Origin of the sequence: Micromonospora sp. NPDC049230, assembly GCF_040647875.1 — a bacterium.
Taxonomy (GTDB): Bacteria; Actinomycetota; Actinomycetes; order Mycobacteriales; family Micromonosporaceae; genus Micromonospora.
Genome location: NZ_JBEZCZ010000040.1, coordinates 20,858 through 34,559, shown reverse-complemented (window position 1 = coordinate 34,559; position 13,702 = coordinate 20,858). Strand labels below are relative to the sequence as shown.

The following is a 13,702-nucleotide window of genomic DNA, read 5'->3' as shown; positions in this document are numbered from 1 at the left end:
TTAGGATCCTGTCGTCCATCGGAACATCGGCACTGGAGGTCAGTTGTTGAGGAAGCACATCGCTGCCGTGGTAGCTGCTCTAGCCGTCGCTCTGCCCGTCACCGCCTCCCAGACGACCTCGACACCGTCGGCGAGAACAACGTCCGCCGCCGGCCTGGTGACGGGCTGCGACTGGTGCGCGCCGGAGAACTGAGAAGTCTCACGCACGACGACGGCCCTCGATGCGCCAGCGGGCCTCTCCGAGTGGGTACGGGTCACGCCCGATGACCCGGTCGGTCGACGGTCGCACCTCCCGGGGCGACCGTCGACCGTCCATTCCCGCGTCCGGTGCCGAGATGCTTGACCAGAAACTCGCCCGCGTCCGCGAATGCCTTGGCCTGATTCTCCCGGCGGAGTAGGCCGTGCCCCTCGTCCTCGAAGATCTCGTACCGCACATCCACTCCACGCGACCGCAGCCGCTGCACGATCTGATCGCTCTCCCGCTGGGGCACCCGGGGATCGTTGGCCCCCTGGATGACGAGCAACGGGGCCCGGATCTGGTCCGCGTGGGTCACTGGTGAGCGGGCCATCAGGCGGTCCGCATCCGCCTCCGGGTCGCCGATCACCGCCGCCACGAGTGAACGCCACGTCGGAGGCGACGCCTTCGCCAGCGTGACGAGGTTGCTCGGTCCGTACAGGTCCACGCCGGCCGCCCAGTTCACCTCCGGCAGCCGGCTGAGGCAGGACAGCACGGCGAACCCGCCGTACGAGGCGCCCATGACCCCGATCCGGGCCGGATCGACCCACTCCTGGGTGCGCAGGAAGGCGACAGCGTCGGCGAGGTCGGTCAGGTCTCCGCCGCCCCAGTCACGATTCACCAGGTCCGAGTACGCGCGGCCATATCCGAGAGAGCCGCGGATGTTCGGGGCGAAGACGCCGATCCCGTGCGCGAGCAGGTACTGGTAGAAGCCGTCGTACATGTAGACCGGCAACTCCTGCCAGGCCGGGCCACCGTGCACCGAGATCAGGACTCCGGCGGGCTCACCGTGCTCGGGACGGTAGAGGTAGCCGGGAATCCGACGGCCGTCGCCTGCCGGATAGCGGACCAACGCCGGCTCGACGAAGGTGCCAGGATCCGCCGCGACCGGCCGGGCGTCGCTGAGCCACCGGAGCTCTCCGGTCTCGAGGTCGATCAGGAGAATGTTCCACGGCTGGGTCGCCGTGGAGAACCGCAGCACGACGAAGCGCCCGTCAGCGGAGACGGTGAGGCCGGTCGCCGCCCCGGCGGGCAGCTCCGGCACGCGGAGGTCGGCACCGGTGCCGAGGTCACGACCGCGCAGTTGGCAGAAGCCGTCGACATTCACGTTCCACACCAGCACCCGTCCGTCAGCGGAGAGGGCGACCTCCTGCACATCCCAGTCCGGGGTGTCCAGCCAGGTGAGGGCGCCGGTGTCCGCGTCCATCGCCGCCAGACCGGTGAACTCCCGATCGGCGTTCGACAGGACCAGGAAAGCGCTGCCGTCCGGCAGCCACGGGCCCAACCAGTACGTCGCCACGCCGTCCGGCGACGTCAGCGAACGCGGCTCGGCGTCGTCCAGGGACGCGACGTACACGAGGTGGTCGCTGTTGGTGGTCCTCCACTCGGCGACGGTGAGCCTGGTCCCGTCGGGAGACCAGTAGCCGGGGTACGTCCGCCCACCGCCGTCGTACACCCGGCGCACCTCGCCGGACGACAGGTCGAGAATCAGCACGTCCTGATCGGCGGGTGTCCGATCGTTGCCGCAGTAGGCGACGAACCTGCCGTCGGGGGAGAACGGATCGCCCTCGGCCGCGGAGAACTGCACGTCCGGTGTGTCGGTCAGTCGCACCGGGGTCCCGCCCTCGGCGGCAATCCGGTGCAGCTGCGTGTTCTCGTTACCGTTGTCATCGGCCAGGAACAACAGCCACTCGCCGCTGGGGTGCCAGGCAGCCCGGCGGACTGTCGAGTCGGTGCTGGCGGTCAACCGACGGGTGCGGCCATCCGACAGTGATTGGGTGACCAGGTTGAACTGGCCGTTCCGGTCGTCAACGTACGCGATCTGGCTGCCGTCGGGGGCGATGACCAGCGTCGGCAGGAATCTCAGGCCTGACTGAAAGTCGCGGTATCCGGGCATGTAGGAGATCCTAGGCACTCGATGTCCCGAGTTACTGGACCGATATACGGCGGCCGATCCCTGTCCCGAGCGCGGCACGGATAGGATTCCCATCGATGAAGGTCCTCACCTGGATCCCTGCCACACCAGAGGATGCCGTGCCGCTGGCCGCTCTCTTCCGGCACGCCGAGGCGATCGCGCCGGTCGGCCTGGAGCAACGCGCCGAGGACGTCCGCACACGCCTGGCGGGGCTGGGTCCGGACCTCGCTCGGCACAGCCGTGTCGGCCTGGACGACGACGGGGCCGTCGCCGCGTACGCGGAAGTCGCGGACATGGGAGTGGCGGACGGCGTACTCCGGATCCGGTTGACCGGTGTGGCGCATCCCGAGCTGGCGGGTGACGCCCGCGCGGAGCTGTACCGGTGGCTCACCGACCGGGCCGAGCGGTTGCGGCGGGCCGGAGGAGCGGCACAGGCGGCCGTGCTCGGCACCCGGTGCGCCGAGACCGACACGGCCGGGTGCCGGCTGCTGACCGAGAACGGCTTCACGCTGGTCCGGCACGAACGAGACCTCGTCCTGGCGGTGTCGGAGCTGCCACCCGCCGTGGCGTTGCCGCCCGGCCTGGCGCTGGCACCCGTCGGCGAGCGCCACCAGGAGCTCGCGCGGCTGGCCCACAACGAGGCCTACGCCCAGAGCCCGTCGGCCCTCCGGCCGGACCAGCGCACCTGGCCGCAACACGCCACCGCACACCCGCGGTTGCTGCCCGACCTCTCCTGCCTGCTGCTCGCCGAGGTGAGCCGAGACGAGAACCCGGTCGCGGCCTTCCTGTTCGCGTTGGCCGACGACGACGCGGACGAACCGACGGCGATACTGCACTGCCTCGGCACCCGGCCTTCCTGGCGCCGCCGCGGCCTGGCTACCGCGATGATCGTGCGCGCCCTGCACCGGGCACGGTCGGCGGGCTTCCGCCGACTGCGACTCCAGGTGAGCGACACCAACCAGCCGGCGCTTGCGCTCTACCAGCGGCTCGGCTTCACCGAATCGGGACGCGGGTACGCGGTGCTGATGCGCCAGCTCGACGGTCCGACAGCCGAGTGACGGCGACCCTCGGTCAGCCCTGACGCAGACGTCCTCGCGTATCCTCCGCGTCCCGGTGCTGGTCCTCGGTGACCGGGCGCGGGAGAACTCCGCGAGCCTGATTCAAGCCAGGCCGCGCGGTGAAGGCGCGCCGCCGTGACACAGGCCGTCAGCCGTCACACAATTGATGGCGTGAGTGACGGAGTGCAGCCGCCGGTAGTCCTTCGGGTGCAGCAGCCCACCGACCCAGTCGGCGCGGTCACGGAGGACGACGCGGCACGACGAGCGGCGGCCTACCCGAAGATCCGCATCGGCGCCCCACTGTTCGGCCACGCCGTGCAGGCAGATGGTGGGCGGTGGCAGGTCTACGCGGTCGTCTCGGACACGCCGCAGGCCGCGCGGGACGACCTCGCGCACCACCTCATGGAGCAGCTCGACGAGACCACCGACCCCTCGTTGGCTGCGGAGTTGACCACAGTGCTCGCCGTCCTGGAGCTGGAGAAGGTAGACGAGGTGGTGGTCGCCGGCCGTGTGCACCGCATCGTGCGGGTGGACACGTTCGCGCGGTTCGGCCCGGACGGGCCGGAACCGCCCCGACCCACCGACCGCGACCCCCGCGACGCCGAGGACAACGACAGCTTCCTCGCCCCAGAGATCGTCATCGACCCGGACGCGGCGACCGGCCTGAGCGAGGCGATGCTGCGGGTGGAGCTGACGACCGCGCACTACCCCCGCGCCCAGGCGCCCGCCGACGCGTACGCCGACAGCGTCGCCGCCGTCACCTCCCATCCGGTCGGGGTCATCCTGCCGACCCGCTACGCCGCCGCCGAATCCGTCGGCGGGTCGTGGCGGCCCTACAGTCGCGCGGTGGCCACACCGCAGTTGGCCCGCGACGAGATCGCGTTCGGTCTGCGCCACATCGAACCGCGCCTGCTGAGGCTGACCGACGACCAGACGACCGCCTACCAACAGGCCGCAGACGCCCTCGACATCAACCCCGTCGACAACGTCACGGTGCTCGGGCGCCAATTCCGGGTCACCCGCATCGAGACCCTGCTCCGCATGGGCTCCGGCGGCCCCGAAATGCCCCGCCCATCGGATCCCGACCCGGACCAGCCACCGGGCGCCGACCGCCAACGCTGAAGTCGGCCCTTCGGCAGCTCACGCGCCCGAGGCAGGTCAGAAGAGCCGGGCCTGTTCCTCGGCGGCCTCTCGCAACGCCGCCGAATATTTCACGGTGCCGCCGGAGGTGCCGTAGTCGAGGCGGTTGACCCCGCTCGTGCGACGGAGCATCGTGACGCTGTTCTGCGTCAGCTTGTGCGATTCCAGCAGATTGACCATCTCCAGTTCTCCTGGATTCGACTGCTGAAACCGACGCAGGTAGCGCAGAATTGCCTCACCCTCCGGATAGGTCATGAGGTAATGCATCAACAACACGCCGCCGTCGGGGTTGATGCGCTCCCAGAAGTGCTCGAAGAAATAGAGGCACTCCCAGGCGTCGACCCAGGCGAGGTCGATGACGTCGAAGTCGGCCGGCAGTTTGTCAGCGCACTCCCGAACGTCGGAGTTGACCACGGTGACCAATTCGTCGACGGACATCTCCCGAAGCACCTCGAGCACCCGACTGGCGGAGGAGAACGGGTTTGACAGATCGTCGACGGCGACCAGGCGGGGATCGTACGGGCGCAGGTGGAAGGCCGGCGCGGCCAGCGCCGGTTCCTCGTTGAGCCACTCGTCGTGCAGACCACCGGCGAGGTGCCGCCCGGTCTTCGCCGCGAGCCCGCGGGCCTCGGCGGCGACCTGATCGCGCACGTCGGCGAGCGCCGCGACGAGGAAGGGGGTGGTGTAACCCATGCCCACCTCGATCACCCGGGTCGGCCGCAGCAGGTGGACCAGGTTGACCAGCAGCGGGGCCACCACGTCGGTGCCCATCTCCGGAACCCGAATGCCGGCGACGGCGCGCTGGAACTCCGGGCTGACGGTGCGATCCACGCGCATTCGAAGCTCCACCGCTCAGTTGGCGCCGACGACGGCGGTGACCTCGATCTCGATCAGCGCGTCGTCGCGGAACAGCTTCGACACCTCGACCGTCGTGCTGGTCGGAAGATCACCGGTGAAGTACTTCCCGCGCACCGCCGCGTACTCGGCGCGGTGGGCCATGTCGGTGAGGTAGGTCCGGATGTTGATCACATCGGCGAAGGTCGCGCCGTGCGCGGCGAGCAGCTGACCGATGATCTCCAGGGTCCGCTCGGCCTGCGCCGTCATGTCGCCCGGCCCGATGATCTCGCGGTTGTCGTCGTCGAGGGCGACCTGACCGGAGAGGACGAGCAGCGTGGTGTCGCCGAGACGCACCTCGGCGACCTGGGAGTAGGGCCCCGCCGGGGCGGGCGCTCCGCTCGGGTTCACCAGTCTCATCTGCATTGTCTGCTACCTCGCACCGGGATCCGGAGAAACACCTTCGTCAACCTACGGACGCCGGGGACGTTACCACAATCAGTGGTGAACGCCATTCCCCTGCTTGAATCGGTGAGTCACAAGTAGTTGTGGTAATTGCCGCGTTGTCCCATCGTCAGATCGACGGTTACACTTCCTCAATGCAGCTCCGAATCGCATTCCTCGGGCTCGGCCGGATGGGCCTGCCCATGGCGATCCGGCTGGCCCGCGCGGGTCACGACCTCGCCGTCTGGAACCGGACCGCCGACCGGGCGGAGGAGGCCGTCGCCGCTGGCGCCCACAGTGCCGCCAGCGCCCAGGAGGCGGTCGTCGGCCGGCAGCTCGTGATCACGATGCTCAGCGACCCCGGCGCGGTGCTCGGTCTCCTCGACGGGCTCACCCTCGACCCGGGCACCGCCCTGGTCGAGATGTCCACCATCGGGCCGGACACGGTGGCCGAGCTGCGCAAGCGGCTGCCCGCGGAGGTGACGCTCGTCGACGCGCCGGTGCTGGGCAGTGTCCCCCAGGCGCAGAGCGGCGCGTTGCACATCTTCGCCGGCGGGTCGGCGGAGGACGTGGCCCGCTGCGCACCGGTGCTGTCCGAGCTGGGCGCAGTGGAGCACGTTGGCGCCCTGGGCGACGGGGCCGCCGTCAAGCTCGTGGTCAACGTCGCCACCATCAACTCGGCAGTGCTCCTCGGCGAGGCACTGGGCCTGGCCGCCCGGCTGGGCATCGCCCGGGAGACCGCCTTCGACGCGCTCGGCCGCACCACGCTGGCTCCGATCACCGGGGTGATGCGTCCCCGGCTGGCCGCCTCCCACCAGCCGACGCTCTTCGCGTTGGGGCACGCCGAGAAGGACCTGCGTCTGGCGCTGGAGGCCGGTGCCCGCCCCGACGGCGTGATCGCTGCGGCACAACGGGCCCTGGCCGAGGGCCGCGACGCCGGTCTGGCTGACGAGGACGTGAGCGCGATCATCAGGACCCTCGCCGAGGGGTCCACCCGTCAGGCGGGTTGAGCGGGAGGAGTGTGGCGTGGCGGCAATCGTCGACTTCGAGGTGCGGCTGCCCTCCGGGCACGCCGACGTACGGGACATGCAGCAGGCTTCCGGGTTGGCCCTGGCCGAGATCCTGGAGATCACCCACGCCGAGCGTTTCCCCGTCCTGGGCGAGTACGAGACCGCCTGGGAGCTCGCCGCGGAGGCCGCCGGCTCGGTGCTCAAACGCAGCGGTGTCCCGCCGGCCGACGTCGACCTGGTGCTCTACGCCGGCTCCGGCGAGTGGGACCGACCGTTCTGGTCACCGGCGGCGCGGGTCGCCGCCGAACTGGGCATCGAACGGGCACACTGCTTCGAGGTGTCCAACTTCTGCAACGCCGCGATGACGGCCGTGCAGCTCGCGGCCGACAAGGTCAGCCTCGGGCGAGCCAGGCACGCCCTGGTCCTCATCGGAGACCGGTTGAGTCAACTGGTCGACTACCACGACCCCGAGTCGAAGGCGCTGTTCAACTTCGGCGACGCTCCCGCCGCCGTCCTCGTCGGCCGCGACGGGCCTCTCGAACTGCTGCACTCGCAGATGCGCACGGATCCGGAGTGGGCCGACTACTACTCCGGCGACATCGAGGACGACCGCGTCGTGATGCGTCGGCGGGGCCACCGCAAAGGGCTTGGCGACGCATACCTGCGCAACTTCGTGGAGCTGACCAACGACACACTGTCGACACTGGACCTGGCCCCGGGCGACGTGCGCTACCTGCTCATCAACCAGGGCGACCGCAACATGCACGAACGCGTTCTCGATGCGTTGGGCATGGCCGCGCGACAGTCGGTGTTCAACTACCACCGCTACGGGCACATGGGCGGCTCGGACCCGTTCATCGCCCTCGGCCAGCTCACGGACGAGGGACGGCTCTCGCCGGGTGACGTGGTGCTGGTGGCGAGCAGCGGGATGGGCTTCACCTGGGGCGTGACCGCGCTGCGCCGCAGCTGAGCCGGCTCCGCACCCGACCGGCGCTGACGGCCTGACGCCGCCTCCCCCGGAGACGACGGAAACCAGACGACCGGCTCGCCGGACCAGGTGCCCACCACTGTCGCCAACCCGTTCAGGTCACGGGGCCGTTCGAGCCACCCCGCCCACCGTTCCAGCAGCCGGTGCCAGCTCTCCGCCGCCGGCACCGGATGCAGCTGGAACCGAGGGTGGGCGCTCAGCCAGGCACGGACGGCCGGGTGTTCGCGGGCGGTCTGCCCGACGCAGGCGACGTGCACGTCCCATTCGAGCGGCACCCGCGCGTCGAGTGCACAGAAGAAGTCGAGCACCTCCTCGGGGGCCGCGCCGGGGGTCAGGGAGGCCGGAGTCACGGGCATGGCGCGGATCACGTCGAGCAGGCGCTGGTGCCGGGGGCTACCGGCGGCCCGGGTGGCAAAGGAGCGGCGGCCGGGGCCCGGCCCAGGCTGGCCTCGTTCCGCCGCCAGCGCCAGAATCCGGTCACCAGCCGCGATCCGCAGCCCGGCCACCGAACGGACCGCCTCCGCGAAGCATGGATCCTGGAAGAGCCGCCAGGTGGCCACCTGGTGGGGACGCAGGCCCGCCGCCCGCCAGAGCCGGGAGACAGCGGTCTGGTTGAGCCCCGCCACCGTCGCCATGGCCCGTGTCGACCAGAGCCCGGCCCCGGCCGGCGGTGCCGCCTGGAGCGTCCAGGTCACCACCGCGTCGATCTGCGCCGCGGAGATCCGCCGGCCGGCTCCTGGGCGCGGCCCGTCGAGCAGACCGGCGAGCCGCTTGTCGACGAAGCGGGCCCGCCACTTGCCCGCCGTGTGCGGCCCCACCTCCACCTTCGTGGCGACATCCTTGTTGGACAGCCCCTCCGCGCTGGCCAGCACGATCCGCGCGCGCAGGGCCAGGCGACCCCCGCTCGTCAGTGTCGCCCACTCCTCCAGCGTCCGGCGCTCGCGCGCGGAGAGGATCAGCTCGGCCTTCGGTCGCCCCCGTGCGGCCATGTCGGTCAGCCGGCGGCAGTGGCGAACCGCAACCGGAGCTCGTTGAGCTGGTCCAGCCCGGCCAACACCGTCTTGTCCGGCAACCCGAAGTCGATCAGGCAGGCCACCTCGTCCACCCCGATCTCGCGCAGCCGGCTCGCCACCCCGTACGCCTTGTCCACGGTGCCCAGCAGACCCCCCTCGTCGAAGTACCGCTGGAACGACCGTTCGACCAGGAAGTCCAGCTCGTCCGGGGGCAGGCGGGCCGGGTCGATGCCGCGTTTGCCGTCCAGCCGGGAGCCGAGGATCAGGTGCAGCGAACTGCGGATGTAGTCACTCAACGCGGGGCGTACGAGATCCCGCGTCTCGTCCTCGTCGTCGCCGAGGTGGGTGTGGACCATGAGGGCCACGTGGCCGGGCCAGTCGCCGGGCCGGGCCGCGACAGCCTCCCGGTACACGGCGATCTTCCCGGCCAGCTCGTCGAGATCCTGGCCGAGCAGGTGGGTCAGCAGGCCCGCGCCGAGCTGACCGGCGGTGCGGAAGGTCTCCACCGCGCCGCCGCTGGTCAGCCAGATCGGCAGCTCCGCCTGCACCGGCGGCGGGAACACGCGTACCTCGCGGGTCTCCCCGACCCCGTCGGTGGCGGTGATCGACTCGCCCCGCCACAGCGCCCGGACCTGCTCGGCGTACTCCGCCAGGAGGGCGCGGCGGTCGGCGTACGTCTCCGGCCGGAGCACGAAGTCGGCCGCGTGCCAGCCCGAGGCGAAGGAGACGCCGACCCGGCCGTTGGAGAGGTTGTCCACCATGGCCCACTCCTCGGCGATGCGCAGCGGGTGGTGCAGCGGCGCGACGACGCTGCCCGCGCGGATCGCCACCCGGCTGGTCACCGCGGCGACAGCCGCGCTGGTGACAGAGGGGTTCGGGTACAGGCCGCCGAACGGGTGGAAGTGCCGTTCCGGCGTCCAGACGGCGGCGAAGTCGTTGGCGTCGGCGAAGCGCGCGCCCTCCAGCAGCACGCGGTACCTGTCGCTCTGCCCGAGGCGGCTGTCGTTGGCGAAGTAGAAGAGGCTGAAGTCCATCCGGTCAGCTCCTGTCGATCGAGAGGGGATCACCGGCCGGCTCGTCGCCGGCCACCGTCGTCGGCTCGTCCGCCGCGGACCTGGTGTCGGGCACCGTGGCCGGCTCGTCCGCCGCCGAGACGCCGCTGCGGGTCGCGTCCTTCTGCGCCGCGCGCACCACGGCGGGAGCGAGCAGGCCGGCGGCGCACATGACCGCGCCGAAGATGAGCCAGCCGGGCCAGCCGAACCCGATGATGAGCACCGTCGCGGCGAACGGGGTGATGGTGGAGCCGAGTTGCGTGGACATGCCGAACAGGCCCTGGTACTGGCCGTGGCTGCCCTCGGGGGCCAACCCGTACGCCAACGACCAGGCTCCCGAGCTGTGCAGCATCTCGCCGAGCACGTGCACGAGGGCGCCGGCGAGCAGGGCCGCCGCCGCGGCCCAGAGGGGCAGGCCACCGGCGAGGGCGAAGAGCACGCAGCAGGCGGCGAGCACCAGGCCGGCCCGCTGCCAGGCCCGGGCGCCACCGTCGAGGCGCTCCGCTCCCCGGCTGACCCGCACCTGTAGCAGCACCACGCAGATCGTGTTGATCACGAGGATGACGGGGTAGAGCGCGGTGGGGGCCTCGGTGCGTTGCGCGATCCAGATGGGCAGCGCCACCGTCAGCAACGGCCCGTTCATCACCAGCAGCGCGTTGAGCACGACGAACGCCGCGTAGGGCCGGTCCCGCAGTACGACGAGGCTGGGCCGTGCCTCGGTGTCGCGGGTCGGCGGCACGGTCGGCACGCGCAGGTAGGCCAGCCCGGCGACCGCGAACAGCACACCCGCGAGCAGCAGCAGCGTCCGGTAGCCCTCCTGGGAGTCGAAGTAGAGCCCGATCCCACCGATCACCGCGCCGAGGGTGACGCCCAGGTTGGCCACGGCGCGGAAGTATGACCAGGCCCGAACCCGTTCCTCCGGCGGCACCACGCCAGCGACAAGCGCCCCCCGGGACGCGTCGGTGGCGGACTCGCCGGCCAGCACCAGGCAGGCGACGGCGGTCAACCACCAGAAGCTGGTGACGAAGGCGTAGCCGCAGGTGACCAGCCCGAGGGCCAGCATGGCGAGCACCGTGGCGTTGCGCGGCCCGAAGATGTCGGCCGCGTGACCGGCCGGCACCGCGACAAGCATGCCGACCGCCGCCCCGATGGTCAGCGCCAGGCCGACCTTGGTCGCCGAAATGCCGATCGACGTGGTGAAGTAGAGCACGCTGACCGACATGATGATGCCGTGCGCGGCGGTCTTGGCCAGGTTGCTCAGCGACACCACCCGCACCACGCCGGCGGGTGGGACGAGTTCCGCCGTGGCGGCACGCAGCCGGGCGGCCGCCGTCACGCCGGGCCCGCCGTCGCCAGTTCTGCCACGGAGTCCCGCAGCGCCCCCCGGTCGATCTTGCCGTTGGCGTTCAGTGGCAGAGCGGGCAGGTGGTTGAGCACCCGGGGCACCATGTGCAGCGGCACCTGCTGGCGCAGCCAACGACGCAGCTGCGGCACCTCAACGCCCGTGTAGAAGCCGATCAATTCCGTCTCTCCTGTTCGGTTGACCGCGACGACGACGGCCTGGGTCACGCCGTCGTGCCGGCGCAGCGCCGCCTCGATCTCACCGAGTTCGATCCGGTACCCGCGCACCTTCACCTGGTTGTCCAACCGGCCGAGGTGGACGAGGTGGCCGTCCTCGATCCGCACCCGGTCCCCGGTCCGGTAGTAGTGCTCGTCGGTGAGACCACCGCCCTCGTACGGTTCGGCGCCGTCGGGACCATACGTCAGGAATCTACCGACATCATCGCCGGAGTCCAGATATCCGACGAACTTCTGCACCCCCCGTACACACAGCTCGCCCTCGTCGGCGGAGCGGCCGTCCGCACCGACGATCACGTGGTCGAGGAAGTCGTAGACCGGTCCGATCGGCACCGTGTCGTTGGAGGTCACCGGCCATCGCAGCGGGTCGAGGTCCAGCCGGAACTCGGTGCAGGCCACGGTCAGCTCGGTCGGGCCGTACACGTTGGTGACCACGGCCCCCGGGGCGATCTCCTGCCACCGCTCGGCCTGCCGGTAGGTGAGCGGCTCACCGATGAAGATGCTGTATCGCAGGTCGGTGACCTGCCCGGTGGGCAGGGTGCCCAGTTCGTCGCCGACCGAGACCACCGACGGTACGGAGAACCAGTGCGTGATCCGCCGGTCCCGTAGGTAGTCCACCGGGTTGAGCAGTTCCGCCCGGCGGGGCACGGCCAGGGTCGCGCCACCGGCCCAGGTCACGAAGAGGTCGAACACCGACGGGTCGAAGGTGAGATCGAAGGTGTGCGACACCCGCGCCCCCGGGCCGACGGCGAAGCGGGCGACGTTGTGGCGGACGTACGCCACCGCCGCGCGCTGCGGGATCGGCACCCCCTTGGGGCGCCCGGTCGACCCGGAGGTGAACAGGACGTAGGCCACATCGTCCGGGCCCCCGTGATGGTCCGCGAGACCGGCGCCGGTGCCGGCGAGCGCGCGCACCCGGTCGTCGTCGAGCGCCAGCAGCGTCGGGGCGGCGTCGCCGAGACCGCCGTCGAGCTGCGGCGCGCCGGAGTCGTCGGCGACCAGCACGTCCACGCGGGCGAGGTCGCACACCCGCCGGTTGCGCAGCACCGGGTAGCCCGGGTTCAGGGGGGTCACCGCCGCGCCGAGGCGCTGCGCGGCAAGGTAGCCGGCGAAGGCGGTGACGCTGCGCTGGGCGAGCAGCGCCACCCGGGCCGGCACGCCGCCGTGCCGGTCGACGATGTTCTCGGCCAGCCCGAGGGCGCAGCGGTGCAGCTCCGCGTAGGAGAGCGGGCCGCTCTCCAGCTCGACGGCGACCGCGTCCGGAGCACGGGTGACGGAGGCGGCGAACAGCTCGTAGAGGGTCTCCCCGCTCATGCCGGCACCACCTCCGACCAGTCCCGCAGCCGGGTGTCGGACTCGCTCAGCGCCGGGGCGCGCAACCGCAGCGAGGTCGGTCCGCAGGTGCGCTCGGGACGCAGGTGCAGCAGTTGCACCCCGTCCTCCGTCGCCAGGCTGAGGTCGGCGAGGCACGCGCACCCGTCGTCGGCGAAGCCGGCGAACCGGTAGGCAACCTCCATGATCCGGTTGCGGTTCGTCGGCCGGAAGTCCGCGGCGAGGTGTACGCCGGCACGCGCGGCCTGGTCACCGATCCACCGCAGGATGATCGAGCCGGCCCCGAAGGACACCACCCGGCAGGAGGTGGCGAGCAACTTCAGGTGCCAGACCCCGGGGTGGCGTGCCAACAGCACCACCCCGACCGCGCCGTGCGGGCCGAACCTGTCGGTCATGCTGACCACCAGCACCTCGTGGTGCGGATCGTCGAGCAGGCCACGCAGGGTGGCGTCGGAGTAGTGAACGCCGGTGGCGTTCATCTGGCTGGTGCGCAGGGTGAGTTCCTCCAGGCGGGAGATGTCCTCGTCCCGTGCCCGGTCGATGACCATCTCCAGCTCCAGGCTGCGCAGGAACTCCTCGTCCGGGCCCTGGAAGCCCTCCCTCGCGGTGTCTCGGCGGAACTTCGCCTGGTACATCTGCCGGCGTCGGCGGGAGTCCACTGTGACGGCCCCCGGGCTGAACTCGGGCAGGCCGGCCAGCGCCCCGGCCTGCTCGGCCGGGTAGCACCGGACCTCGGGCAGCTGGTGGTCGATCTCGGCGAGCTCGGCCGGCTGGTCGTCGATGAAGGCGATCGTGTTCAGGGCGAACTGCAACTCGTCGGCGATCGCCCGGATGGAGTCGGGCTTGCGTCCCCACCCGATCTGCGGGACCACGAAATAGTCGGCCACGCCGAGTTCCACAAGCCGAGCCCACGCGTGCTCGTGGTCGTTGCGGCTGGCGACCGACAGCAGGATCCCACGGGCGTCCAGGGCGACGATGGTTTCCCGCACCTCGTCCGGCAGGGTCACCTCGCCGTCCTCCAGCAGAGTGCCGCGCCACAGGGTGTTGTCCAGGTCCCAGACGAGACACTTCACCGTCGGCGGTGTCTGGCTCACGGTCGTTCC

Annotated in this window: 12 protein-coding genes and 1 pseudogene; 4 read left to right on the top strand and 9 right to left on the bottom strand. The window is 71.0% G+C overall.

Annotation, left to right across the window (positions count from 1 at the left end; translation table 11 throughout):
* Window positions 1-39: 39 nt before the first annotated feature.
* Both AB0A95_RS27355 and AB0A95_RS27350 read right to left on the bottom strand, forming a co-directional pair.
* Window positions 40-207: a hypothetical protein gene (locus AB0A95_RS27355; protein WP_357558604.1), complete on the bottom strand. Its 168-nt coding sequence runs from the start codon at window positions 205-207 to the stop codon at window positions 40-42.
* A 47-nt stretch (window positions 208-254) separates the two neighbouring features.
* The gene (locus AB0A95_RS27350) at window positions 255-2,132 is read right to left on the bottom strand and encodes a S9 family peptidase (RefSeq protein ID WP_357558603.1); all 1,878 of its coding nucleotides are present in this window, start codon (window positions 2,130-2,132) and stop codon (window positions 255-257) included.
* 95 nt (window positions 2,133-2,227) lie between these two features.
* Here AB0A95_RS27350 and AB0A95_RS27345 point away from each other — a divergent pair, with 95 nt between their 5' ends.
* Window positions 2,228-3,208: a GNAT family N-acetyltransferase gene (locus AB0A95_RS27345; protein WP_357558602.1), complete on the top strand. Its 981-nt coding sequence runs from the start codon at window positions 2,228-2,230 to the stop codon at window positions 3,206-3,208.
* Between the two features lie 171 nt (window positions 3,209-3,379).
* The gene (locus AB0A95_RS27340; RefSeq protein WP_357558601.1) at window positions 3,380-4,330 is read left to right on the top strand and encodes a DUF5954 family protein; all 951 of its coding nucleotides are present in this window, start codon (window positions 3,380-3,382) and stop codon (window positions 4,328-4,330) included.
* Between the two features lie 36 nt (window positions 4,331-4,366).
* On the opposite strand, the gene AB0A95_RS27335 is transcribed toward AB0A95_RS27340, so the two are convergent.
* Together AB0A95_RS27335 and AB0A95_RS27330 are read right to left on the bottom strand one after the other, a co-directional pair.
* Complete coding sequence (locus tag AB0A95_RS27335) at window positions 4,367-5,185, bottom strand: hypothetical protein (protein ID WP_357558600.1); 819 nt, start codon at window positions 5,183-5,185, stop codon at window positions 4,367-4,369.
* Window positions 5,186-5,200: 15 nt separating this feature from the next.
* On the bottom strand, window positions 5,201-5,608 hold the full coding sequence (locus tag AB0A95_RS27330) for a RidA family protein (RefSeq protein WP_357558599.1): 408 nt from the start codon (window positions 5,606-5,608) through the stop codon (window positions 5,201-5,203).
* A gap of 173 nt (window positions 5,609-5,781) precedes the next feature.
* On the opposite strand from AB0A95_RS27330, the gene AB0A95_RS27325 reads away from it, so the two are divergent.
* Entirely contained in the window at window positions 5,782-6,636 is an 855-nt protein-coding gene (locus AB0A95_RS27325; protein ID WP_357558598.1) for an NAD(P)-dependent oxidoreductase, read from the top strand.
* A 16-nt stretch (window positions 6,637-6,652) separates the two neighbouring features.
* Entirely contained in the window at window positions 6,653-7,606 is a 954-nt protein-coding gene (locus AB0A95_RS27320) for a 3-oxoacyl-[acyl-carrier-protein] synthase III C-terminal domain-containing protein (RefSeq protein ID WP_357558597.1), read from the top strand.
* Between the two features lie 623 nt (window positions 7,607-8,229).
* On the opposite strand, the pseudogene AB0A95_RS27315 reads toward AB0A95_RS27320, so the two are convergent.
* From AB0A95_RS27315 to AB0A95_RS27295, 5 genes and pseudogenes are all read right to left on the bottom strand, one after another.
* Window positions 8,230-8,613, bottom strand: a pseudogene (locus AB0A95_RS27315) (helix-turn-helix domain-containing protein); the annotation flags it as partial.
* A 5-nt stretch (window positions 8,614-8,618) separates the two neighbouring features.
* A complete protein-coding gene (locus AB0A95_RS27310) occupies window positions 8,619-9,671 on the bottom strand; it encodes a MupA/Atu3671 family FMN-dependent luciferase-like monooxygenase (protein WP_357558596.1) in 1,053 nt (350 codons plus the stop codon).
* 4 nt (window positions 9,672-9,675) lie between these two features.
* On the bottom strand, window positions 9,676-11,025 hold the full coding sequence (locus AB0A95_RS27305) for an MFS transporter (protein ID WP_357558595.1): 1,350 nt from the start codon (window positions 11,023-11,025) through the stop codon (window positions 9,676-9,678).
* On the bottom strand, window positions 11,022-12,581 hold the full coding sequence (locus AB0A95_RS27300; RefSeq protein WP_357558594.1) for an AMP-binding protein: 1,560 nt from the start codon (window positions 12,579-12,581) through the stop codon (window positions 11,022-11,024). Before AB0A95_RS27300 ends, AB0A95_RS27305 begins: the two co-directional genes overlap by 4 nt.
* Window positions 12,578-13,693, bottom strand: coding sequence for an HAD-IIIC family phosphatase (locus AB0A95_RS27295; protein WP_357558593.1), 1,116 nt, complete (start codon window positions 13,691-13,693; stop codon window positions 12,578-12,580). Before AB0A95_RS27295 ends, AB0A95_RS27300 begins: the two co-directional genes overlap by 4 nt.
* Window positions 13,694-13,702 lie beyond the last annotated feature (9 nt).

Excerpts from the sequence above, each read along its gene's own strand:
- AB0A95_RS27335 (WP_357558600.1), bottom strand. The coding sequence starts at position 5,185 with ATGCGCGTGGATCGCACCGTCAGCCCGGAGTTCCAGCGCGCCGTCGCC.
- AB0A95_RS27345 (WP_357558602.1), top strand. The coding sequence starts at position 2,228 with ATGAAGGTCCTCACCTGGATCCCTGCCACACCAGAGGATGCCGTGCCG.
- AB0A95_RS27330 (WP_357558599.1), bottom strand. The coding sequence starts at position 5,608 with ATGCAGATGAGACTGGTGAACCCGAGCGGAGCGCCCGCCCCGGCGGGG.
- AB0A95_RS27325 (WP_357558598.1), top strand. The coding sequence starts at position 5,782 with ATGCAGCTCCGAATCGCATTCCTCGGGCTCGGCCGGATGGGCCTGCCC.
- AB0A95_RS27300 (WP_357558594.1), bottom strand. The coding sequence starts at position 12,581 with ATGAGCGGGGAGACCCTCTACGAGCTGTTCGCCGCCTCCGTCACCCGT.
- AB0A95_RS27350 (WP_357558603.1), bottom strand. The coding sequence starts at position 2,132 with ATGCCCGGATACCGCGACTTTCAGTCAGGCCTGAGATTCCTGCCGACG.
- AB0A95_RS27310 (WP_357558596.1), bottom strand. The coding sequence starts at position 9,671 with ATGGACTTCAGCCTCTTCTACTTCGCCAACGACAGCCGCCTCGGGCAG.